The organism is Anabaena sp. TISTR 8404, assembly GCF_056847745.1.
On the sequence record NZ_CP180578.1, the window covers coordinates 5,819,097 to 5,841,895 of the forward strand.

The following is a 22,799-nucleotide window of genomic DNA, read 5'->3' on the forward strand; positions in this document are numbered from 1 at the left end:
AGCGGAAATTCTGAATACTTTATTTTTTTTTCTACTGTGAAGAGATAGCAATATTACTTCAGTATAAAGCATATTTAAAGTAACAGTTAATACTTATTTTCAAGCATTTCTCTCATTGCCACTCGATATTTATAACAGTCACCCTATAGTAGGCGATTTTTCGCATCTGTATTATTTTTTAAAGGGTGTATGTCAAACTATCAATCTACTCTGTCTGAAATTACATTGCAGGGCAGTCAGTATATGCTGCATAACTTTCCTGTATTAGGAATTCCCGATCAAGAACGTGCAGTCAAATACTTCAGTCTCAATCCATTTCTTCCAGATGCGCAGAATCGTTGTCCGGTCGAATGTGCTTATTGTGTCTGCCACCAAGACCGTAATTGGCATCATCATCCAGAAAACTTTGAGAATAATTTCACGCCTTCTGACTTGCTTGAGCGTTTATTAGACCGGATTTTTGCTACCCCAGAAGGACAAAAAGGCTTTCCGATTTCCCTATGCGACTACTCCGACCCCTTCATTGGGGCGCATCGGGAACGGGTACTATCAATCCTCAATGCACTGATTGACCGTCAAGCAGCCAACATGGTCTACATCACAACCAAAGTCCATCCAGGTAAAGCATTTCTCGAACGTCTTCAAGCTACCTTAGCGCAACCAAACTCACTGCGAGTCACAGTTTTTGTCAGTTTACCACCCTTGAAACCAGGCTATGAACAAGCCTCCATTCAAGGACGAGTCAAGCTGCTACAAGATTTAGTTAACCTTGGTATTCCCTGTTGTTGGTATCTCCGCCCCTTAGTTGAACAATGGTTTGACGAAGCTTTAATGTGGGAATTAACACGCACACTTCTGCCCTACGTTTCCCATCATGTAATTTTGTCTGGGATTGTTATGTCGCCAGAAATTGAAGAGAGTTTATTAAAACAGGGATTAATTGTGCCGCAATGGGATCGTAAACAACCAGGACGCAAGCAACTTTTGTCATCAGAGTTTGAGTCTCGACTGCGTTCTATTCTCAGTACAGTGGCGAGTGAACAAAATATTTCCCTTGGCCCAGTGATGGGACATCGCCTGTGCGGTACAAATGGCAATCATGCTTACGGTTGTTTAATTTGTGCCAAACAAAATCGTTATTGCCAACTATTCCAACTACATCATTATGGTGAGACCATCTCTGCTGAAGATAATCAACAACTGAAAATTCTACTGCGACAGAATCTCCACAGCAAAACTCCATCACCAGAAGAATGCCATTGAAGAAGAATGTAAAATTCAGAATCAATAAGTGAGGAATTTAAACCCGCTACTTTATTTCTGACGATTAAATAGAAATATATGAGAGTAGTGTTTCACCGTTTCTTCATCCAGTCGGGGAAACACTTCTATCCTTAAAGAATGCCAAAGGTAAAAACGAGAGACAATAATCTTGCCTTTGACGAATTTTAAATCAACCCAAACATGAAATTCAGCGAAATCATCCACCAATCTGGGGACATCACCACTGATAACAGCCTAACAACCCACCCAGACCATGACATAGAGATCACAGGGGTAGCTGCGATTGATGAAGCCACAACTGGGACTATCAGTTATGTAGAAGGTGGAAAGTTTGCATCTTTAATTAGTCAGACAAACGCCAGTGCTTTAATTTTGCCCGAAGATAAAACTTTACAGACTCAAGCACAAGAACGGGGTATTGTTTGGGTAAGCACACGCGACCCAAGACTGTTGTTTGCCAAAGTTCTGACGCTTTTTTATCAACCATATCGCCCCAACCCAGAAATTCACCCGACTGCGGTGATTCATCCCACAGCCAAAATTGGTAGTGATGTTTATATTGGCCCTCATGCAGTGGTACAAGAAAGAGCCGAAATTGGCAATAATGTAGTAATTCATCCCAACGTAGTGATTTATCCCGATGCCAAAATTGGCGATCGCACTACCTTACACGCTAACTGCACAATTCACGAACGCACTCAAATTGGTGTAGGTTGCGTCATTCATAGTGGCGCTGTTATTGGTGCAGAAGGTTTTGGCTTTGTACCTACCAGGACTGGTTGGTTCAAAATGGAACAATCAGGCTACACAGTTTTAGAAGATGGCGTAGAAATTGGCTGTAATAGTGCTGTTGACCGTCCAGCAGTAGGCGAAACACGGATTGGTCGCGATACCAAAATTGACAACTTAGTCCAAATTGGTCATGGTTGCCAAATTGGTTCAGGTTGTGCAATCGCAGGTCAAGCTGGGATGGCTGGCGGTGTCAAAGTCGGTAATCGCGTGATTCTGGCGGGTCAAGTTGGAGTTGCGAACCAAGTCAAAATTGGTGATGGGGCGATCGCTTCTGCCCAAAGTGGTATTCACAGCGATGTTTCTCCCAAAGAAATTGTTTCTGGTACTCCAGCCATTCCTCACAAAATTTATCTCAAGGTAAGTGCTATTACTAGTCGTCTACCAGATATGTATCAAGCATTAAAACGTTTGCAACGCCAATAAAATTAAAAGTAAAAAATAAAAAGGTAAAAGTTTTTTTGTACGAATTCAGAAGTCAGAAGTCAGAAGTATGAATAAATCAGGAGTCTGCTAGATAGAAATTTTCCTAGTCTCATATTCCTAATGAGCAAACCTGAGCAATTCTAACTTTTGGCTTTTATATTTTGAAGTCTTACATTCTTTTTACTTTTACCTTTTTACTTTTGTCTTGATTAAAATCCCAATTTTTCTAACACTGGTTTTGTCGAAACAATGTGCCTGTCTAAACCAAGTTCTTGAGGACTAATTCCCAGTGCCAAAGCAATCAACTGCGGTAAATGTAGTACAGGCAAACCTAATTTCTGCCCAATCACTTTTTCTACTTCTGGTTGACGAGAATCCAAATTCAAATGACACAATGGACAAGGCGTAACTAAACAATCAGCACCATTGGCTAAAGCTTCTTGAATATGCTTTCCAGCCATTTGAAAAGATTCGGTAGTTGCGTAACTAGAAAGCGGCCAGCCGCAACATTGAGTGCGACCACGATAATAAATTGGGGTTGCATCCACAGCCCGAAATACATTTTCCATTGCTTCAGGTTGGAAAGGATCATCATAAGGCATGGATTTTTGGGCGCGGAGAAGATAGCAACCATAAAAAGCTGCACATTTTAAATTAGTTAATTTACGCGTAACCCGCTTAGTAATTTCTGCCAAACCATAATCTGTTACCAAAGCATAAAGCAGATGTTTCACTTCTGTACTGCCACTATAAGGTAAGCAACCTTCTTTGTTGAGCAAGCCATTAACTTTGTCAATGTAAGTCGGATTGCTATTTTGGCAATCTTTGAGTCGTTCATTGACATGACCAATCACACCTTGACAAGTACTGCAATGGGTGAGTAGCGGTAGATTTAATGCTTCTGCTAGGGCAATATTTCTGGCGTTAACGGTATCTTCTAGTAATTGGGAATCTTCTTTAAATGTGCCGGAACCACAGCAAGCAGCTTTTTTAAGTTCAATTAATTCAATACCCAATGCTTGGGTGAGGGCTTGAGTAGACTGATAAAGTTCTCGACAAGCACCTTGGGCTACACAGCCAGGAAAGTAAGCGTATTTCAGCGTTTGAGAAATCATAAAATTATGTTGCAGTTGGGGTAGTTGCCCCCGACAATACTGTTGTATCACTCCTCAGCACTCAGCATTCGGTACTCAGCACTAAGAATTTATTTGGACATTAGCCAAAAAAATAGTAACAATTGGAAAGCAGAAGCATTTATACAGTGTGTGCGAGCGCTTAATTTGTCCAACTACTTTATTTTCCACTAGGGGGCTAGGGAAAGAAGTTTTCTAGAAGAAAACACCTCGGTAGTATACGGGCGATCGCGCTTTCCGATAAGATGTATATGCTCAAAAACCATGTCACTCATAAAGAGCGGCTAATAGCAACTGGTCAAGGAATTTTATTGTATGAGCCAAGCGGAAACTTTTGAAAAGGTCAAGAAAACCGTCGCCGATCAACTCAGTGTGGAGGCTGACAAGATTACTCCCAAATCTAGTTTTATCGATGACCTGGGAGCAGATTCCCTCGATCTCGTAGAACTAGTTATGGCTTTTGAAGAAGAATTCGATATCGAAATTCCTGATGAAGCCGCTGAGAAAATTTTGACAGTTCAAGATGCGGTTGATTACATTAACACGCAAGTTGCCACATCCGCATAAGAAAGTGCTGAGTGCTGAGTAGAAAGTGCTGAGTAGTCAAGAATTGTTTTGCGAATCTTTTTAACTTAGTATTCCTACTTAAAAACTCAGCACTCAGCACTCAGCACTCTAATTTGCAGCTTTCTCGCTACCTTTAACTGAGTCATGACAGATTATATACGTAAACGCGTTGTTGTAACTGGTGTTGGCGCGATTACACCTATTGGCAACACACCATCTGAATATTGGGAAGGATTGATCAGCGGCCGCAATGGCATTGATTACATCACTCATTTCGATGCGTCCAGCCATGATTGTCGTATTGCTGGTGAAGTGAAAAACTTCGATCCACACGAATATCTAGAGCGCAAAGAAGCGAAGCGCATGGATCGGTTTTCGCAATTTGGGGTTGCAGCAGCAAAACAAGCACTGGCTGATGCAAAACTGGTAATTAATGAGCTAAACGCCGAACAGGTAGGGGTAATTATCGGTTCTGGGGTAGGCGGTATTAAGGTAATGGAAGACCAGCAAACAGTTTACCTGAACCGCGGCCCTGATCGCTGTAGTCCCTTTATGATCCCGATGATGATTGCCAACATGGCAGCTGGATTAACAGCAATTCATACTGGTGCGAAAGGGCCAAACAACTGTACCGTTACGGCTTGCGCCGCAGGTTCCAACGCCATCGGGGATGCTTTCCGCCTAATTCAAGGCGGGTACGCCCAAGCCATGATTTGCGGTGGCTGTGAAGCAGCAATTACACCCTTATCTGTAGCTGGATTTGCTGCGTGTAAAGCTCTTTCTTTCCGTAATGATGATCCGGCTCATGCTTGCCGTCCCTTTGACCGCGATCGCGATGGATTTGTCATGGGTGAAGGTGCGGGAATTTTAATTCTAGAAGAACTGCAACACGCCCTCAGTCGTGGTGCGCGTATTTATGGGGAAATTGTGGGCTATGGTATGACCTGTGATGCCTACCACATGACCTCCCCAGTTCCCGGTGGAGAAGGTGCAGCAAGAGCCATTCAACTAGCACTCAAGGATGCAGGCATTACCCCAGAACAAGTAACCTACATCAACGCGCATGGCACTAGTACCCCAGCCAATGATTCCAACGAAACTAAAGCGATCAAAACAGCCTTGGGCGACCATGCGTATAAAGTAGCAGTTAGCTCTACTAAATCCATGACAGGTCATTTGTTGGGTGGTTCTGGTGGGATTGAAGCCGTCGCCACTGTACTAGCGATCGCCAACGAGAAAATTCCCCCAACTATCAATCTCGAAAATCCTGATGCTGAGTGCGATTTAGATTACGTTCCTCACACCAGCCGCGCCCAAAAAATTGAAGTAGCTTTATCTAATTCCTTTGGCTTTGGTGGCCATAATGTCACCCTAGTCTTCAAGAAGTACTGAGTACTGAGTGCTGAGTGCTGAGTACTGAAGTCAATGGCTAAAAAGCAGAAGTCTGAAAATTAAGATTTCATAATTCACACTTCATACTTCACACTTCATACTTTTCCTCAGATGTGCCAGACAAAAGTATCATAGAAATCATTCCCAGCTGAACCAAGGGTTCAGCATGACCAAATTCTCAGCTTGATTAATTACCAGAAACTCAGGAGAACCCGCTTGTCCATCGACAATCGGGAATGGGATGATGAGGATACTGTAGGGGAATCGAACAACCCCGGTAAATGAGAAGCTCACAGAGTGCTAACCCGTCGTTAAAAACAATCTTATTATGGCTGTTGCAACCCAATCCCTCGAAGAACTGTGTATTAACTCAATCCGCTTCTTGGCTGTCGACGCTATAGAAAAGGCAAAATCGGGACACCCAGGGCTGCCGATGGGCGCTGCTCCAATGGCATTTGTGCTATGGGATCGCTTTATGCGGTATAACCCCAAAAATCCCAAATGGTTTAACCGCGATCGCTTTATCTTGTCTGCCGGTCATGGCTCAATGTTGCAGTATGCACTGCTTTACCTGACAGGTTATGACAGTGTAAGCATCGAAGATATCAAGCAATTTCGTCAGTGGGAATCCAAAACCCCTGGACACCCGGAAAACTTCATGACCGCTGGGGTAGAAGTTACCACCGGGCCTTTAGGACAAGGTATTGCCAACGGAGTCGGTTTGGCCATAGCTGAAGCTCATTTGGCAGCTAAATTTAACAAACCCGATGCTAAAATTGTCGACCATTACACTTATGTAATTCTCGGTGATGGTTGCAACATGGAAGGTGTTTCTGGTGAAGCTGCCTCCCTAGCTGGACACTTAGGCTTAGGTAAACTCATCGCTTTGTACGACGACAACCACATCTCTATTGATGGTTCTACAGATGTGGCATTTACAGAAGATGTTTCTAAGCGTTTTGAAGCTTATGGCTGGCATGTTCTCCATGTCAAAGAAGGCAACACCGATTTAGAAGCTATCCACAAAGCTATTGAAGAAGCAAAAGCTGTCACCGATAAACCATCAATGATTAAGGTGACAACAACTATTGGTTACGGTTCTCCTAACAAAGCCAACACTGCTGGAATTCACGGTGCGGCTTTGGGCGGAGATGAAGTAGCATTAACCCGCAAAAATCTGGGTTGGGAACACGAGCCATTTGTTATTCCTCAAGACGTTCTCAACCATACCCGCAAAGCAGTAGAACGCGGTGCAGGCTACGAAGCTGAATGGAACAAAGCCTTTGCTGATTACAAAGCTAAATATCCTCAAGAAGCTGCTGAATTTGAGCGTTACCTCAGCGGCAAACTAGCTGACGGTTGGGATAAAGTACTCCCCACCTACACCCCCGAAGATAAAGGCGTTCCCACCCGTAAACACTCAGAAACCTGCCTCAACAAATTGGCAGCTGTTCTACCTGAACTCATTGGTGGTTCTGCTGACTTAACTCACTCCAACCTCACCGAAATCAAAGGTAAGGGCGACTTCCAAAAAGGACAATACCAAAACCCCAATATTCACTTTGGTGTGCGGGAACATGCAATGGGTGCAATCTGTAATGGTATTGCCTTGCATGGTTCAGGTTTGATTCCCTACGGCGCTACCTTCCTGATCTTCACTGACTACATGCGGGCTGCTATCCGCTTATCGGCCCTGTCTCAAGCTGGGGCGATTTGGGTAATGACTCACGACTCCATCGGTCAAGGTGAAGACGGCCCTACCCACCAACCAATTGAAACCCTAGCTTCTCTCCGCGCTATTCCAAACTTGACCGTGATTCGCCCTGCTGATGGTAACGAAACCTCTGGTGCTTACAAAGTAGCGATTGAAAGAGCAAAACAAAATGATCCTACTTTGTTGGCGTTTACCCGTCAAAACGTTCCCAACTTAGCAGGTACATCAATTGAAGGTGTAACAAAAGGTGGATACACCATTTTCGATTCTGAAGGTACACCAGAGTTAATCATCATTGCTACTGGTTCAGAAGTGAGCCTTGCCGTCACCGCTGCTGAGAAACTCACCGCTGAAGGTAAAAAAGTGCGCGTAGTCTCCTTACCTGCTTGGGATCTGTTTGAAGCACAAGATGCAGCTTACAAAGAATCAGTTCTACCTAAAGCTATTACCAAGCGTTTAGCTGTAGAAGCAGCTTCTAGCTTTGGTTGGCACAAGTACATTGGTACAGAAGGCGATACTGTGACAATTGACCGCTTTGGTGCTTCCGCTCCTGGTGGTGTTTGTTTAGAGAAGTTTGGCTTTAGTGTTGATAATGTGTTAGCTAAGGCTAAACAATTGTTGGGTTAATCGCAACAGCCAACATATGCTTTTAATTTGATAGGGTGGGGAAATTACCCGCCCTTTTTTTGTTTTTTATATGACTTACGCATAAAAACGAAAAATCCAGCTTGGGGAGAGGGTGAAGCGACAATGCAACCCAACATTTGCTGTTCAAACAATAAAAATTCGAGTTCTGAAGGCGAAGTTTCAGCCTTTTTGCTCGAACATTGAGGTTCAGAGGGTAAACGTTGAGCCTTTTTACTCGAACATTGAAGTTCAGAAGGTAAACGTTGAGCCTTTTTACTCGAACATTGAGGTTCAGAGGGTAAACGTTAAGGCTTTTTGCTTGAACATTGAGGTTCAGAAGGTAAACGTTGAGCCTTTTTGCTTGAACATTGAGGTTCAGAGGGTAAACGTTGAGGCTTTTTGCTTGAACTTTGAAGTTCTGAGGGTAAACGTTGAGACTTTGAGGTGGAAGTGTCAAGAAATTTTCTGCGTTGGGTGTTGTGGGAGGTTGAATTTTCTCACGCAGAGGAGCCAGCGCTGTGCGGGGGTTCCCCCCGTTGAGGCGACTGGCGTGCGCAAAGGCGCGGAGAGAAAGAAGAGAGTTTTTGAGTTTTTTGACAACTGCTTTGCGAAAAGTGCTGAGTCCGGCATGATTTATTTCATAGCCAAACCTATAAGCTTGTAAGTTGACTGTGAAAAAATTATTCAGCGCTATTAATACTGCGGGTATGTGTCTTGTACCTTGGATGGTAGCGGGTGCAATGACAACAGGGTTAGTTTTGAGTATGCCAGTCGCAGGAATAGCGCAACAGCAAACCCCTGCATATTCACCAGAGCAACAAGCAGCTTTAAAGGAAGCTGATGAACTGAATCAACAGATACTCAAGTTATATCAAGAAGGGAAATACAGTGCAGCTATCCCTTTAGCAGAGCGCTCCCTGGCTATCCGAGAGAAAGTGCTGGGGAAAGAACATCCTGATGTCGCCAATAGCTTGAATAATTTGGCTGTACTGTATTATGCACAGGGGAATTATTGACAAGCCGAAGGGTTGTATCTCCGCTCCCTGGCTATTAGGGAGAAAGTGCTAGGTAAAGAACACCCCAATGTCGCCACAAGCTTAAATATTTTGGCTGCACTGTATAGCTTACAAAAGAAATATCAACAAGCGGAATTATTATATCTCCGCGCTTTGGCGATTCAAGAGAAGGTGCTGGGTAAGGAACATCCTGATGTCGCCCAAAGTTTGAATAACTTGGCAGAATTATATCGAGAACAGGGGAACTATCAAAAGGCGGAACCATTATATCTCCGCGCTCTGGCGATTCAAGAGAAGGTGCTAAGTAGAGAACATCCTGATGTCGCCCAAAGCTTAAATAACTTGGCAATACTGTATCAGTTACAGGGAAAATATCAACAGGCGGAACCTTTGTATCTCCGCTCTTTGGCTATTAGAGAGAAAGTGCTGGGTAAGGAACATCCTGATATCGCTAAAAGCTTAAATAACTTGGCAGAATTATATCGAGAACTGGGAAACTATCAACAGGCGGAATCACTCTATCTCCGCTCCCTGGCTATTTTAGAAAAGGTGCTAAGTAGAGAACATCCTGATGTCGCCCAAAGCTTAAATAACTTGGCAATACTGTATCAGTTACAGGGAAAATATCAACAGGCGGAACCTTTGTATCTCCGCTCTTTGGCTATTAGAGAGAAAGTGCTGGGTAAGGAACATCCTGATGTCGCTAAAAGCTTGAATAATTTGGCAGAATTATATCGAGAACTGGGAAACTATCAACAAGCGGAATCACTGTATTTTCGCTCCCTGGCTATTTTAGAAAAGGTGCTGGGTAAGGAACATCCTGATGTCGCCCAAAGCTTAAATAACTTGGCAATACTGTATCAAGTACAGGGAAATTATCAACAGGTGGAACCTTTGTATCTCCGCTCTTTGGCTATTAGAGAGAAAGTGCTGGGTAAGGAACATCCTGATGTCGCTAAAAGCTTGAATAATTTGGCAGCAATATATCGCGCACAGGGAAATTATCAACAGGCAGATCCGTTGCTTCTCCGCGCTCTGGCTATTTTAGAGAAAGTACTGGGACAGGAACATCCCCTTGTCGCCACTAGCTTAAATAATTTGGCTCTACTGTATCAGGCACAGGAGAAATATCAACAAGCAGAACCATTGCATCTCCGCGCTCTGAATATCCAAAAGAAGGTGCTGGGTAAAAAACACCCCGATATCACCCAAAGCTTGAATAATTTGGCTGCACTGTATCAAGCACAGGGGGATATCACTCGTGCTGTTGATTTCTCACGGCGTGGGTTAGAAGTTGAAACACAAAATCTCAATTTGATTTTTGCTGTTGGCTCGGAACAAAGAAAACAGGATTACATTAGAACTTTTTCAGGTACAACCAATGCTACTGTTTCCCTATCACTACAAGAAGCTCGGAATAATCCAGCAGCTGCATCTCTAGCATTAACTACTGTACTTCGCCGTAAAGGGCTGGTGTTAGATGCCATAGCCGACAGCATCCAAATTTTACGCGCTCAACTCGACAAAAATCCTGAAACTCAAAAATTATTCGCTCAATGGCTGCAAGTACAACAGCAACTCTCAACATTAATCTACTCTCAGCCAGAAAAACAAGCTGCTAACCCCAAAACTCAACTAGAACAACTCGAAGCACAAAGAGAAAAATTAGAAGCCGCAATTAGTAGTAAAAGCTCTGAGTTTCGTCAGCAAACCCAACCAGTAGAGTTAGCTGCAATCCAAACTAAAATACCTCAAGATGCAGCCTTGGTAGAAATTGTCCAGTATGAACCATTCAACGCCAAAGCCAAAACAGATGCTCAAAAATTCGGTAAACCTCGTTATGCAGCGGCGGTGTTGCGTTCTTCTGGTGAACCAAAGTGGGTTGATTTAGGTGAAGCGGCAGAAATTGATAAGTTAGCCATAGATTTTAGAGCAGAGTTAGCTACTGGAAGACCATTTAAAAAACTCGCCCGCACTTTAGATGAGAAATTAATCGCACCCATTCGCCCTTTGTTGGGTGATACACGTCATATTTTAATTTCGCCCGATGGGCAATTAACATTAATTCCCTTTGAAGCATTAAAAGATGAGCAAGATAAATTTCTCATTCAAAATTATGCTTTTTCTTACCTCACCAGTGGGCGGGATTTGTTGCGGTTACAATCCAATATTAACAATGCTTCTGTGCCTGTGGTGTTGGCAGATATTGACTACAACAACCAAACCCAAACTATAGCCTCTGCAAAACCATCTGGTGTACGCGGTTCCCAAAATCGCCGTTCTGGTGAGTTGGCGACTTTGGAATTTCTACCATTAGAGAATACTAAAGAGGAAGCAGCAGCGATTAAAAAGGTTTTACCAAATGCCAAGTTACTGTTAGGTAAAGATGCAACGGAAACGGCTGTTAAACAACTACAAAGTCCTAGTATTCTACACTTGGCGACTCACGGTTTCTTCATTACCGATGTAGAACAAAATCTCAACGCTTCACTAGATTTAGAACTAACACCACGTCCAAAAGAAGTTATAGAAGTGGAAAATCCGTTGTTGCGTTCTGGTTTAGCCTTGGCTGGGTTTAATCAACGTAAGCAAGCCCCAAATAACAATGATGATGGTGTGTTGACGGCGTTGGAGGTGGCTGGTTTAGATTTGCGTTCTAATCAATTAGTTGTGCTGTCTGCTTGTGATACTGGTAATGGTGATGTGAAAGTTGGTGATGGTGTTTATGGTTTGCGTCGCGCTTTGGTAATGGCTGGTTCGCAAAGCCAGGTATTAAGTCTGTGGCGAGTGGATGATGAAGCAACAAAAGAATTGATGGTGAAGTATTACCAGAATTTGCAGGCTGGTAAGGGAAGACATGAGGCTTTACGTGCTGCACAGTTGGATTTGCTTAATAGTCAAGACTATCAGCATCCGCAATATTGGGCGGCGTTTGTCCCTTCTGGTAATTGGACACCGTTGCGTTGGTAGAGACGTTGCAATGCAACGTCTCTACATTTTCTGTTTTTTGAAGAATAGTCTAAAATTATCAAGACTCAACAATACAAACAAAAAGCGATCGCATCCATCAAACCGTCAAACTAGATTTGATATGTTAATAGAATCGCCCGAATATTGGACACACCGACAATGGATGAGTCGTGCTTTAGAAATAGCACAAACCGCAGGAGATGCAGGTGAAATTCCTGTTGGTGCTGTCATTGTTGATACCAAGGGAAAATTGATTGCTGAGGGCGGAAACCGCAAAGAGCGGGACAAAGACCCGACAGCCCACGCGGAAATTGTAGCGATTAAAGCCGCATCTCAAACATTACACAGCTGGCGACTGCATGATTGTATTTTATATGTAACTTTAGAACCTTGTCCGATGTGTGCCGGTGCGATCGTGCAATCACGGTTAGGAATGCTTGTATACGGAGTGGACGATACAAAAACTGGCGCAATTCGGACTGTTCTTAACATACCCGATAGTGCTGCTTCTAATCATCGTCTGCAAGTCCTGGGAGGCATTCTAGAATCAGCTTGTCGGCAACATTTGCAAGCTTGGTTTGCTACTCGCAGACTTCAACAAAAAACTACAGACAGCAGTAAAACTGTCCAATAACAACTACACAATTTATAAAAGAGAATCTACGGTTGAACTAATAACTATTTCGTTACCTTGTACTGGGCAATTCGCAGCTACCGACATGATAAAATCTGACTTTTCCAAAGATACGTACGAGCCAAAGCCAATACTAAAGAATGTAGTAAATCATCAGGTGGCTGATGCAACCTCACAAGTTTCTCCTTTATTAGGGCCGATGGCGTATCTCTTGGGACGGCATTTAGTTTTACCTTTATTTTTTGGCAGAATTACAATCACTGGGCAACAAAATCTTCCCAAAACAGGGCCTATTATCCTCGCACCTACTCACCGGGCGCGTTGGGATGCCTTGCTTGTACCTTATGCTACTTCTAAGATTATCGGTGCAAATTTGCGGTTCATGGTAACTATTAGCGAATGTCAAGGGCTACAAGGCTGGTTCGTGCGTCGCTTAGGTGGGTTTCCGGTAGATCCTAAACACCCGACAATTTCTACTTTACGTCACGGGGTTTCCTTACTTCAGGAAGGAAAAACTTTGGTAATTTTTCCTGAAGGCGGCATTTTTCGTGATGGCGAGGTTCATTCTTTAAAACCAGGAATTGCTCGTCTGTCCTTGAGTGCTGAACTAAACTACCCAGGGCTAGGGGTAAAAATTGTACCGATGAGCATTAATTACAGCGAACCCTATCCTAACTGGGGTACAGATGTGAGTATTAACATTGGCAACGCAATTAATGTTGCTGAATATACCAATGGCACAGTAAAACAAAATGCTAAACGCCTCACAGAAGATTTAGCAAAGACATTGCAAAACTTAAATCATCAAGAATCAGAAGTTACAGACGGCCAATGGTCAACCCTTCGGCTACGCTCAGGGCAAGTGGTCAATGGTCAATAGTGAATCTGTCCACAGTCACAGGGTTTTAAACTTTTACAGGCAAGCTGATTGTCAATAATGTTCCTTGCCCCACATTTGAATTTACTTTGATCCCCCAGCATGATTTTCTATCACAATTTGATGGGCGATCGCTAATCCTAATCCTGTGCCAGACTACCAAAAGCGTTGGTAGTCTAGCGATGAAGACAATCAGCCGCCCATTGCTCTGGCAGCATCCCATTGCTCAAGCTTGCTCAAACTATTGAAGAGCTTTACGCTTCTTGGCACGCCGTTTGAGAATAGTTCCAGCCAATGCCACGATGCCCAGCGAAGACATAAAGCTAGGTTCGGGAACTGGTGGAACTGTAGTACCTGTAGTACCACTTAAATTGATACGGGCAAATGAATTGGGATTAAAGGGCAGCCCTTGGACATTTACAAACAATTCATTTCCGTTAAAGGAGACTCGATCGGCGGTTAGACCTAATGTAGTTTGTGGGTCTATCAAAACATCTGTAATTTGCAAAGCTGTGGGTGCAGTGAATGTAAACACATAAGTATTCTGAAACCCAGTTGCAAATCTATTAAATCCTGCGTTATCAAAGTCAATAGCTAAGTAATCCGCACCAGCATCGATCGAAACATCTACAAGAGATCTAGCAAATCCTGGAGGAACACCTGTACTTGGGTCAAACAAACTAGCTACATTGGGGAACTCCACAGTTGATTCGCTAATAATCGCAGATGCGGGAAATGAAGTCACAAATAGTTGACTTGTTGAAGTTGATTGTGCCTCAGTACGAAGTCTAAGCTCTGACCCAACTAAGGTAAACCCTAAAGCTGAACCACCACTGAAAGTAACCATTGCTAAGGAGGCAAAAAGTGGAAGTGCTTTAATCATTCAGTATTTCTCCTTAATTTCTTTATGTATCAACATAACTTTTTCACATAAAACTCTCAACTAAAATATTTGGGTTTGCGGAAAATTTATAAATCTCTCAACATACCTTTAAGGGTATTGATGAAAATCTATGTTATTTGTGTGACGTAGAATGCGCTCCAAAATTAATGCCATTACGAATATTTTGGAGATGTACCACGCTTTATTAGCTTGTTTTAGCTCAAATTTCCAGTAAAAATTTTGTAGTTAATAGAACTCAGAACTTACGTAAAAATCTCCAGGAAATCTAATTTTTCTGTGACTTGTGCGTCCTTCGTATTTGGCTTGTAGTTGCGCTTTAGCGCTAAACATTAACTAATCGTTGATTAATAACCAATGACTAATTCCCAACTATTTAATCTGCCTGTGTCTTGCGGTGCAGAATCTATCAGCCATAATTGCCAACGTCCTTGACCAGATAAAGATAACAACTGTTTGAGGGCTGGATGCGATCGCACAGTATAACTCGTCTGCAAGTTAGTACGTCTGCCTAAAGTGCGGCTTTGTAACAAAATTTGCTGATTATTCGGTGCTATTAAATAAATTTCTAAATCACCTAAAAACTCGTGACTGATATTTACACTGACTTGAATATCTCTAACACCGATAGATTGGGTAATTGCGATCGCACTTTTTACTCCCTGGCGATTGTTATCTGGAATTTCTACGGAGTTGGTATTGCTTAGCCGCAATTGTTGACTAATCGGTGATGCAGTTTCTCGCATTTGCTTGGCTGTTTGCACAGCTTTAGCTGCGTTGACTTTGCCATAACCAAACCAGGGAGAATGACCATTACCATCGTATGTCCCGCCCTTTAACCCTAATTGGGGGTCAGCATTAGGGTCAACTATTTTATCGGCAGTTTCTTGTAAAATGCGTTTAACTTGTTGGGCAGTTAAATCAGGATTTGCCGATAAAACTAAAGCCGCTACCCCTGCAACCACGGGTGTAGCGCTAGAAGTCCCACCAAAGTTACTAGTAAAATCGCCTTTGTCGTAGCCTGCGGCTCCTAATTGGTCTGTGGTGAATACACCTCGTCCGCTAAGATAAGAAGCGATCGCAGGTTGAGTGTACACATAACCCTTTTCTGGAAATGACATTCCTGGTGGCGCATTATTACTGGGCGCACACAAAGCAATACTATCGCCCCAATTACTGTAAGCCGCTTTTCGATTCATACTAGTAGAAGCAGCGATCGCCATCACATCAGGATGTACCGCAAAACCACTGAGCCATTCAGTTTTTCCTTGTAAAATTTTATTAGGCCAATTCTGCTCCACAACAGTCCCATTAACGGGACGGTTAGCATTACCAGCAGCAAATAAAATCACGCAACCTTTACCATTACGTCCTTTGGTCGCCGCACGGGTAATAGCAGCCCGTTGGCGCAACGACAAGGGAAAGTAAACAGCCGAAGCTCCCCAACTGCAAGAAATTACACTCGCACCCTTGTCAATTGCCCAATTAAAAATTTGCTCAACAGATTCATCATCCAAATAGCCAGTAGTCCTAATGGGCATGAATGCACAACCAGGGGCAACCCCAACAATCCCTGCACCATTTTCTTCTGCAACCGCTACCCCGGCACAGGCTGTCCCGTGGCTAGTTTCCTTAGCATCAGGTAAAGGTAAAAAATCATTTTGTTTTAAATCTCTGGGGGCGACAACTTTACCTGAACCTTGAAAATCAGGATGATTCAAATCAAAAGAATCATCTACCACCGCCACAACTACCGAACGTACACCACGAGTAATATCCCAAGCTTTTTCTACAGAGATATGAGAACCTAACACTAATTCCTCACCGCCATTATGGTTTAAGTACCACTGTTGTGTATAAAGCACATCGCGGGGTTTATAGTGTGTCTCACTGTTAATAATAATGTTAGGTTCAGCAGCTAAAACTTCTTTTAATCCTTGCAGTTGGTTAGTAATTTTAATCGGGTTTTCTGTTGCTTGTTTGCTAACTAAAAATACGAAAGTGTTAGGTATACCCAGAACAGGTTTATCTTGAATTAAACTGTAGGTGCTGGCTATTGCATTAATTCTGGTGGCTTCTACGTCGGCTACAAATTGAATGGTAATTTGGTCGCTCAAGTAAACAAAAGTGCCAGGATTACTTTTGATAGTGTAAACATGACTGGCAAAAGCTACATTTTCTGCTGCGCGTGCTTGAGCCATCGCCGCCTGTAATTGGTCGGGTGCAACCGTAAATAATTCTAGTTGTGCTTGGGGAATACTTCGCTGCCAAATGCCCCAACTTACCTGAGATAATTGTTGAGGTGTAAAATCGGTAGCTGGGCGGATGGTGAAACGGTCGATAGCTTTTTCTAACACTAATTCTTCACCACCGCGTTGCAAAACAACTCCCAAATTGCTTGCTGGTACACCTGTGGTTGGAAGATCAGAGGAATTGATGCGATCGCTCATAATGGACGATGGTAATTAGTATACAGAGGCACTGGGAACTCTATTAAACCGATTTTCAGTCTAAAACAAAGAAACCAAGTATATAGCTGTGTTTTGTTTAAAACGAAAACAAAGTTAAGATACCCAAAGTTTCCCTTAGTATTTGTATATATTTGTCGCACCCGTTTAATCCATGAAAATAGCTGCAACTGCGCCTTTAATTGGCCTCAGTTCCTTATCAGTCATCGCCATCTTGAGTTTGCTATCACCTGCAAATGCTCAGGTACAACTTTACAGCCAACAAGCACAGCCCATTGACCCCAATGCTCCCAATAATCTCCGTCCTGCTACCCAAAACAATAGCCTGTTAAGCATTGAGGGAGGAGAGCGACTGATGAAAGAGGCAGAAGCAGCTGTTTCCGCCCAAAACTACACCTTAGCTGCCAAAAAACTTCAAGAAGCACGGCAAGTTTATAATCAGCTATCTAATTTTTATCAAGAACTAAACTCTAGCTTTTCTGGTATTGACCTGAGAGTATCTGACTCTCAACGTCAAAAAGCTTTATTAACTGCCCAAAAACGAGATGAAGCCACTTATCAGTTAGCACTGGTACATCGCGCCCAAAACCAGCCAGAATTAGCCGTACCATTATTAATTCAAATTGTTAAAAGTCAAAACCCCACACGAGATTTAGGCAAAAAAGCATATCAACAGTTATTTGAATTAGGTTTTGTTGATACTCCCTACCCAAGACAAGGTGGTAGCGGTTCAACTTCTCAAAAATAAATCTTGCTCATTTGTCATTTGCTCTGCTCCCCCTGACAGGTGTAGGTTTTTTGTAATTAGGGGGAGTTAAAGCAAAAAAATCGTCAACACAGCCGAATAAAATAGATTGTGAAGTTAGTTAGACCGCTTTTGTTACTTTAGGAGAAGAAAAAACAATAAGAGATAGAACTAGAGGAGATGATTTACGATTAGATTTAAACTAGACTTCCGAGAAGCGATATTTGGTGGCGAAAAAGAAATTCGCATTTCTCATTTAGAAACCTGTAAAGTCTGTAAAGGATCTGGCACTCAATCAGGTCATTATCATCTCACTTGTACAGCTTGTGAAGGTACTGGCAAAGTAATAGGAGAAGAATGTGACTTTTGCAATGGGAAAGGTAGAAATCAAGTCACTAAGAAACTCAAAATAGAGATTCCATCTGGAGTAGACACTGGTACGCGTTTGCGGATAGCCCAACAAGGAGATGCTGGTCAACGTGGTGTTACTCCTGGTGATTTGTACATCTACTTGTTTGTGAATGAGGATGAGGAGTTCAAGCGAGATGGCATTAACATCCTCTCAGAAATCATAATTGACCAGCAGCAAGCACACCTGGATGCCGTTTAAAAGTCAACACAATAGATGGGCTAGTATAACTTATTATTCCACCCAAAACCCGGCCTAATAGGATTATGAAGCTGAAAAACCGCGGTGTGCCTCGCTGAGGAAATCCCGCTAGTCGAGGCGACCATTTGGTAACAGTTATTGTTAAAAGCTGAAAATTTTTATGCACAATAAAAAACCCTCGAAGTTTCGAGGGTTCTTTTTATTAAATCAGTTTTTCAACAATTTTTAGAAGGGTGCGATCGCTAAACAAATTACGGCTAACATTGCAGCTATTACATAAAATACCGCTACAACTTGTAATTCTGACCAGCCGCCTAACTCTAAATGATGATGTAAAGGAGCCATTCTAAACAACCGTTTGCCTTTACCATCGGGGCCTTTTGTCGCTTTGTAATAAGCAACTTGCGCCATTACAGACAAAGTTTCAACAAAGAAGATACCGCTGAGAATAAATAATGCTACCAAGCTGTTAGTTAACAGTGCCACAGCAGCTAACGCGCCACCCAAGGCTAAAGAACCAGTATCACCCATGAATACGCGGGCTGGGTTGCGGTTGTGTGCTAAGAAACCCAAGCAACTGCCGCTTAAAGCTGCACAGAAAACCATCAATGGTAGGGAAGTTGGGGCAACTACAGCACCTAAAGCGAGAAGTGCGATCGCTACAGTTCCACCAGCCAGTCCATCAATCCCGTCAGTTAAATTAGTTGCATTACTCTCTGCCACCAGCACAAACCCTGCCAACGGCCAAAACAGGAAACCTAAAGGCAGTGCAAAGCTCACCCAAGGCAAAGCAATATTTGTAATATTAGAAGGTTGATTAAACATTAACCATACACAAAACAGCGCTGCAAAACCAATTTGCAAAGCTAGTTTCATTTTGGGAGAAATACCTTTATTTGATTTCCGGCGGAGAATTTGCCAGTCATCAATCCAACCAATAAAGCCATAGCTGAGGGTTAATGCGGAGACAGCAACAACCTCTGTGGCAAAATTAGACATTATACAGGCAACGATCGCAGCAACAGGGATGAAGAATATCCCTCCCATTGTTGGTGTGCCTGCTTTTTTGAGATGCGCTTGGGGGCCATCTTCGCGGATAATTTGGCCAGTTTTGAGTGCTTGTAATAGAGGTACTACTACATAGCCCACAGCAGCCGAAATCACCGCACACAACAACAAAGGCATGGTGAGTGACATACCTTGCCAAGGCAATCTGTTGCCCATCCAATCACAAATTACTGCTGCTACACCTAGCCCGATGGCTAGGGTAGAAGCAAGTCCGATACCAGAAACAATATTGAATCCTTGGTTAGGAGATAATTTAGCGTCCACAGGATCTTCCCTTCACTCCACACTACAAAATTTAACTACAGGGACGACAGCTATCACCAAGTCCCTAGCCCCAGAAGGCTAATCTTCGTCAATAGTTATATCGTCGTCATCATCATCAAGGTAGTCAGCAATGCCGTCTTCTCCACCGAGAAAATCTGAGATTTCTTCGTTTTCTTCCTCAGAAAAATCAGGTTCATGCACATCACGCGCTATCAGACGACCGTGGGATTGCAACCAGTCTAAAAGAGAGGACTCTTGTTTTAATGGAATTACAGCAGCGCGTTGGTTGCGGGGTTCTTCACGTAAGGGAGAATTCAACATATCGACGGAGAAACAAAGTGTTTATGTTACCAGACATTAAGCAGTCTATCACTTGAAACGTAATAATTTAGTTATTTATTGATTCAAGTGTTGCCTGCTGAAATCCGTAAGTTAGCAAAAATATTTTATTTAATACTGGTAATACAGATAGAAATAAATTCTTAGTAGTTTTTAAAGCTTTCTTCATAGGGCAGCAATATTGAACCTAAGGTGGATGAATTTTGCACATTCTTGATTTGAGGGTAATAAACCATGATGGGAAAGGCGGCTTTAATCAATGCGATCGCTCCAACAAATCGCGGTTTACTGGCTACTGAGCCACAGAAACAAGCGATTTTAGCTGCGATCGCCAATTTAGAAGACCTCAATCCAACACCACGTCCAGTGGAAGCTGGTAACTTGCTGAATGGCAATTGGCGATTACTTTATACCACTAGCAAAGCTCTTTTAAACCTAGATCGTTTACCTTTATGTAAACTTGGTCAAATTTATCAGTGTATTCGGGTAGAAACTACCAGCGTTTACAATATTGCTGAAATTTATGGCTTACCTTATCTCGAAGGCTTAGTCAGCGTCGCAGCCAAATTTGATCCAGTGTCCGGTCGTCGTGTCCAGGTAAAATTTAATCGATCTATCGTCAGTTTGCAACGTCTAATTAACTACAATTCTCCAGAAAATTTTATCCACCAAATTGAATCAGGTAAAAAGTTTACGGGAATTGACGTGCCTATCAATAGCGAAAACCAACAAGGCTGGTTAGACATTACTTATCTAGATGACGATCTCCGAATTGGCAGGGGTAACGAGGGTAGTGTGTTTGTTTTAAGTAGAACATAAGTTTTTCCTTAAATTGTGTATTTGCGAACGAAATTATTCCATCATGTACGCTTTGTCAAGTAGGGTCTGACCCTATTTTAGGTATGTGCCTTTCTCTTAGAACCTAACGTGAGGTAGAGATAAAGCAGGGTGCAGCAGTGCAGGGGATGACAACTATTGACTATTGACTATTGACCATTGACCAATGACTAATGACAAATAACTTAACAAACCCTCTAGCAGCGACCTTCAGGTTGTAGAGTGAAATCAAATAGCCCTATATATCGGCAATTGATAACTAAAAGGGAAGATAATCATGGTTCAACGTGGTTCTAAAGTACGTATTCTCCGCCCAGAATCCTACTGGTTCCAAGATGTCGGCACCGTGGCTTCTATCGATCAAAGCGGCATCAAATACCCAGTCATCGTCCGTTTTGATAAGGTAAATTACTCTGGTATCAATACCAATAACTTTGCCTTAGATGAATTAGTCGAAACTGAAGCACCCAAGGCTAAAGCCAAAAAATAAGCAGCAAAGCCAAAAGGGGATTCTTTAATGGGATGATGAAGGGAAGCTTTAAGTATGTAGAACGAAGCGTAAAGTTTCAATTCTTTCATGCTTCCTCTCAGCCTACTCTAAGTAATAGAAACTGCCCTGCGGGTATTTACGGTTTCTTGTCGAGAGAATGGATATCCACCGATAGGTGCGTACAGTACTTCCTCTCATCTTTCCTGACCCCTAGATAAATTGCTTACTTATCAGTTCCAATGCCTGAACTGCCTGAAGTTGAAACAGTCCGCCGGGGTCTAAATCAATTGACCCTGAATCAAAACATTACGGGTGGAGATGTGTTGCTAAATCGCACCATCGCCTACCCGTTTTCTGTTGACGAGTTTATTCATGGAATTAAAGACAGTGCCATTACGACTTGGCACCGTCGTGGTAAATATCTCCTAGCTGAACTATCGCCTGCTGCTGGCTACCTGGGTGTGCATCTGCGGATGACTGGTCAATTATTATGGCTGCATCGTGATGAACCATTGCACAAACACACACGAGTCAGAATATTTTTTGGGGATCAACAGGAATTGCGCTTTGTTGACCAACGCACCTTTGGTCAAATATGGTGGGTTCCTCCAAAAGTTGCGGTAGAAAGTGTAATGACTGGTTTAGCAAAACTAGCCGCAGACCCATTTTCACCAGAATTCACTGTCGAGTATCTCGCCGCTAAACTGCAAAAACGCCGTCGTCCCATTAAAACGGCATTGTTAGATCAATCTGTAGTAGCGGGATTAGGTAACATCTATGCCGATGAAGCTTTATTTAAATGTGGTGTGTTACCAGAAACTCTGTGTACAGATTTAAAATCAGAGCAAATTGAACAGTTACGCCAAGTCATCATTGAAGTATTAGAAACCAGCATTGCAGCTGGCGGTACAACTTTTAGTAACTTCCTCAACGTTAAGGGGATCAACGGTAACTATGGTGGTGTCGCCTGGGTTTACAACCGCGCTGGGGAACCTTGCCGAGTTTGTAGTAACGTTATCCAGCGAATTCGATTGGCTGGGCGTTCTAGTCATTTTTGTCCGCAGTGTCAGCGTTAGTAGATTTAGATCACCGACTTCTTCAAGAAGTCGGTGATCTGAACAGTCAGAGGGGAGTTATTAATATTTCATATAAATTCCAATGGATAAATTCAATGTGTAAAAGCGATCGCTCTGAGATTTGGCATATTGGTGCAAGCTAAAATCCTCTATGAGACAATCTGCAACCTTGAGAGGGGAATTTATGCCAGTCAAAAAAGGAGACATAGTTCGCGCTATCCGCGAAAAGCTAGAAAATAGTGTCGAAGCAAAAGCCAGTGATACACGTTTTCCAGCTTACTTGTTTGAAAGTCAGGGTGAAGTGGTAGACATTAAAGGTGATTACGCCTTTGTGAAGTTCGGACAAGTACCCACCCCAAATATTTGGTTACGCTTAGATCAACTAGAAGCATTTAAGTAAACGTAAGTTCGACGAATATCAAAAACCCCTCTCCAAACCTCTCCCCCACAGGGAGAGAGGCTTTAAAAGCTTTATTTTTTCGTTGAAAACGTGAAAGATGTCTGCCCCTTTCCGCGTCGGAGAGGGGTTGGGGAGAGGTTAATCAAAGTCAGCTTCTCATCCTCAGACTAAA

The 22,799-nt window shown here is 42.8% G+C and carries 20 protein-coding genes and 2 pseudogenes; 16 read left to right on the top strand and 6 right to left on the bottom strand.

The window, feature by feature from the left end; all coding sequences use genetic code 11:
* Positions 1-189 precede the first annotated feature (189 nt).
* Positions 190-1,263 carry a hypothetical protein gene (locus ACMX3D_RS25350; protein WP_482748552.1) on the top strand — a complete coding sequence of 358 codons (1,074 nt, stop codon included), beginning with the start codon at positions 190-192 and terminating at the stop codon, positions 1,261-1,263.
* 201 nt (positions 1,264-1,464) lie between these two features.
* On the top strand, positions 1,465-2,499 hold the full coding sequence (gene lpxD / locus ACMX3D_RS25355; protein ID WP_482748553.1) for a UDP-3-O-(3-hydroxymyristoyl)glucosamine N-acyltransferase: 1,035 nt from the start codon (positions 1,465-1,467) through the stop codon (positions 2,497-2,499).
* 209 nt (positions 2,500-2,708) lie between these two features.
* Here lpxD and ACMX3D_RS25360 read toward each other — a convergent pair whose 3' ends face one another.
* Positions 2,709-3,614 (bottom strand): CoB--CoM heterodisulfide reductase iron-sulfur subunit B family protein, encoded by a 906-nt coding sequence (locus tag ACMX3D_RS25360; protein WP_482748554.1) that lies wholly within the window; start codon positions 3,612-3,614, stop codon positions 2,709-2,711.
* Positions 3,615-3,947: 333 nt separating this feature from the next.
* Between ACMX3D_RS25360 and ACMX3D_RS25365 the strand changes: the two genes are divergently transcribed.
* On the top strand, positions 3,948-4,199 hold the full coding sequence (locus ACMX3D_RS25365) for an acyl carrier protein (protein WP_482748555.1): 252 nt from the start codon (positions 3,948-3,950) through the stop codon (positions 4,197-4,199).
* Positions 4,200-4,343: 144 nt separating this feature from the next.
* Positions 4,344-5,591, top strand: coding sequence for a beta-ketoacyl-ACP synthase II (gene fabF / locus ACMX3D_RS25370; RefSeq protein WP_482748556.1), 1,248 nt, complete (start codon positions 4,344-4,346; stop codon positions 5,589-5,591).
* Between the two features lie 138 nt (positions 5,592-5,729).
* Here the strand turns inward: fabF and ACMX3D_RS25375 are convergent, their stop codons facing one another.
* Entirely contained in the window at positions 5,730-5,885 is a 156-nt protein-coding gene (locus tag ACMX3D_RS25375) for a hypothetical protein (protein ID WP_482748557.1), read from the bottom strand.
* A gap of 34 nt (positions 5,886-5,919) precedes the next feature.
* On the opposite strand from ACMX3D_RS25375, the gene tkt reads away from it, so the two are divergent.
* From tkt to ACMX3D_RS25405, 6 genes and pseudogenes are all read left to right on the top strand, one after another.
* The gene (gene tkt, locus ACMX3D_RS25380; RefSeq protein ID WP_482748558.1) at positions 5,920-7,932 is read left to right on the top strand and encodes a transketolase; all 2,013 of its coding nucleotides are present in this window, start codon (positions 5,920-5,922) and stop codon (positions 7,930-7,932) included.
* A gap of 112 nt (positions 7,933-8,044) precedes the next feature.
* The gene (locus ACMX3D_RS25385; protein WP_482748559.1) at positions 8,045-8,596 is read left to right on the top strand and encodes a hypothetical protein; all 552 of its coding nucleotides are present in this window, start codon (positions 8,045-8,047) and stop codon (positions 8,594-8,596) included.
* 100 nt (positions 8,597-8,696) lie between these two features.
* Positions 8,697-9,509 (top strand): annotated as a pseudogene (locus ACMX3D_RS25390) (tetratricopeptide repeat protein); the annotation flags it as partial.
* A complete protein-coding gene (locus ACMX3D_RS25395) occupies positions 9,498-11,918 on the top strand; it encodes a CHAT domain-containing protein (RefSeq protein ID WP_482752425.1) in 2,421 nt (806 codons plus the stop codon). The pseudogene ACMX3D_RS25390 and the gene ACMX3D_RS25395, both read left to right, overlap by 12 nt.
* A 121-nt stretch (positions 11,919-12,039) precedes the next feature.
* A complete protein-coding gene (tadA, locus tag ACMX3D_RS25400; RefSeq protein ID WP_482752426.1) occupies positions 12,040-12,552 on the top strand; it encodes a tRNA adenosine(34) deaminase TadA in 513 nt (170 codons plus the stop codon).
* Positions 12,553-12,637: 85 nt separating this feature from the next.
* Entirely contained in the window at positions 12,638-13,432 is a 795-nt protein-coding gene (locus tag ACMX3D_RS25405; protein ID WP_482748560.1) for a lysophospholipid acyltransferase family protein, read from the top strand.
* A gap of 238 nt (positions 13,433-13,670) precedes the next feature.
* Here ACMX3D_RS25405 and ACMX3D_RS25410 read toward each other — a convergent pair whose 3' ends face one another.
* Positions 13,671-14,312 (bottom strand): hypothetical protein, encoded by a 642-nt coding sequence (locus ACMX3D_RS25410; protein WP_482748561.1) that lies wholly within the window; start codon positions 14,310-14,312, stop codon positions 13,671-13,673.
* A 365-nt stretch (positions 14,313-14,677) separates the two neighbouring features.
* A complete protein-coding gene (locus ACMX3D_RS25415; protein WP_482748562.1) occupies positions 14,678-16,780 on the bottom strand; it encodes a S8 family serine peptidase in 2,103 nt (700 codons plus the stop codon).
* 172 nt (positions 16,781-16,952) lie between these two features.
* Here ACMX3D_RS25415 and ACMX3D_RS25420 point away from each other — a divergent pair, with 172 nt between their 5' ends.
* Both ACMX3D_RS25420 and ACMX3D_RS25425 read left to right on the top strand, forming a co-directional pair.
* Complete coding sequence (locus tag ACMX3D_RS25420) at positions 16,953-17,546, top strand: hypothetical protein (RefSeq protein WP_482748563.1); 594 nt, start codon at positions 16,953-16,955, stop codon at positions 17,544-17,546.
* A gap of 170 nt (positions 17,547-17,716) precedes the next feature.
* Positions 17,717-18,248 (top strand): annotated as a pseudogene (locus ACMX3D_RS25425) (DnaJ C-terminal domain-containing protein); the annotation flags it as partial.
* Positions 18,249-18,378: 130 nt separating this feature from the next.
* Here ACMX3D_RS25425 and mraY read toward each other — a convergent pair.
* A complete protein-coding gene (gene mraY / locus ACMX3D_RS25430) occupies positions 18,379-19,485 on the bottom strand; it encodes a phospho-N-acetylmuramoyl-pentapeptide-transferase (RefSeq protein WP_482748564.1) in 1,107 nt (368 codons plus the stop codon).
* A 78-nt stretch (positions 19,486-19,563) separates the two neighbouring features.
* A complete protein-coding gene (locus ACMX3D_RS25435; RefSeq protein ID WP_482748565.1) occupies positions 19,564-19,806 on the bottom strand; it encodes a DUF3134 domain-containing protein in 243 nt (80 codons plus the stop codon).
* A gap of 252 nt (positions 19,807-20,058) precedes the next feature.
* On the opposite strand from ACMX3D_RS25435, the gene ACMX3D_RS25440 reads away from it, so the two are divergent.
* From ACMX3D_RS25440 to ndhO, 4 genes are all read left to right on the top strand, one after another.
* The gene (locus ACMX3D_RS25440) at positions 20,059-20,643 is read left to right on the top strand and encodes a PAP/fibrillin family protein (RefSeq protein ID WP_482748566.1); all 585 of its coding nucleotides are present in this window, start codon (positions 20,059-20,061) and stop codon (positions 20,641-20,643) included.
* 295 nt (positions 20,644-20,938) lie between these two features.
* Positions 20,939-21,151 (top strand): photosystem I reaction center subunit IV, encoded by a 213-nt coding sequence (locus ACMX3D_RS25445; protein WP_015111814.1) that lies wholly within the window; start codon positions 20,939-20,941, stop codon positions 21,149-21,151.
* Between the two features lie 239 nt (positions 21,152-21,390).
* Complete coding sequence (locus ACMX3D_RS25450; protein ID WP_482748567.1) at positions 21,391-22,227, top strand: DNA-formamidopyrimidine glycosylase; 837 nt, start codon at positions 21,391-21,393, stop codon at positions 22,225-22,227.
* A gap of 184 nt (positions 22,228-22,411) precedes the next feature.
* Positions 22,412-22,627, top strand: coding sequence for an NAD(P)H-quinone oxidoreductase subunit O (gene ndhO / locus ACMX3D_RS25455; RefSeq protein ID WP_482748568.1), 216 nt, complete (start codon positions 22,412-22,414; stop codon positions 22,625-22,627).
* Positions 22,628-22,799 lie beyond the last annotated feature (172 nt).

Coding starts and splice junctions, on each gene's coding strand:
- ACMX3D_RS25445 (WP_015111814.1), top strand. CDS start 20,939: ATGGTTCAACGTGGTTCTAAAGTACGTATTCTCCGCCCAGAATCCTAC.
- ACMX3D_RS25360 (WP_482748554.1), bottom strand. CDS start 3,614: ATGATTTCTCAAACGCTGAAATACGCTTACTTTCCTGGCTGTGTAGCC.
- ACMX3D_RS25440 (WP_482748566.1), top strand. CDS start 20,059: ATGATGGGAAAGGCGGCTTTAATCAATGCGATCGCTCCAACAAATCGC.
- ACMX3D_RS25350 (WP_482748552.1), top strand. CDS start 190: ATGTCAAACTATCAATCTACTCTGTCTGAAATTACATTGCAGGGCAGT.
- ACMX3D_RS25420 (WP_482748563.1), top strand. CDS start 16,953: ATGAAAATAGCTGCAACTGCGCCTTTAATTGGCCTCAGTTCCTTATCA.
- lpxD (WP_482748553.1), top strand. CDS start 1,465: ATGAAATTCAGCGAAATCATCCACCAATCTGGGGACATCACCACTGAT.
- ndhO (WP_482748568.1), top strand. CDS start 22,412: ATGCCAGTCAAAAAAGGAGACATAGTTCGCGCTATCCGCGAAAAGCTA.
- tkt (WP_482748558.1), top strand. CDS start 5,920: ATGGCTGTTGCAACCCAATCCCTCGAAGAACTGTGTATTAACTCAATC.
- ACMX3D_RS25405 (WP_482748560.1), top strand. CDS start 12,638: ATGATAAAATCTGACTTTTCCAAAGATACGTACGAGCCAAAGCCAATA.
- ACMX3D_RS25450 (WP_482748567.1), top strand. CDS start 21,391: ATGCCTGAACTGCCTGAAGTTGAAACAGTCCGCCGGGGTCTAAATCAA.
- ACMX3D_RS25415 (WP_482748562.1), bottom strand. CDS start 16,780: ATGAGCGATCGCATCAATTCCTCTGATCTTCCAACCACAGGTGTACCA.
- tadA (WP_482752426.1), top strand. CDS start 12,040: ATGTTAATAGAATCGCCCGAATATTGGACACACCGACAATGGATGAGT.
- ACMX3D_RS25435 (WP_482748565.1), bottom strand. CDS start 19,806: ATGTTGAATTCTCCCTTACGTGAAGAACCCCGCAACCAACGCGCTGCT.
- fabF (WP_482748556.1), top strand. CDS start 4,344: ATGACAGATTATATACGTAAACGCGTTGTTGTAACTGGTGTTGGCGCG.
- ACMX3D_RS25365 (WP_482748555.1), top strand. CDS start 3,948: ATGAGCCAAGCGGAAACTTTTGAAAAGGTCAAGAAAACCGTCGCCGAT.
- ACMX3D_RS25410 (WP_482748561.1), bottom strand. CDS start 14,312: ATGATTAAAGCACTTCCACTTTTTGCCTCCTTAGCAATGGTTACTTTC.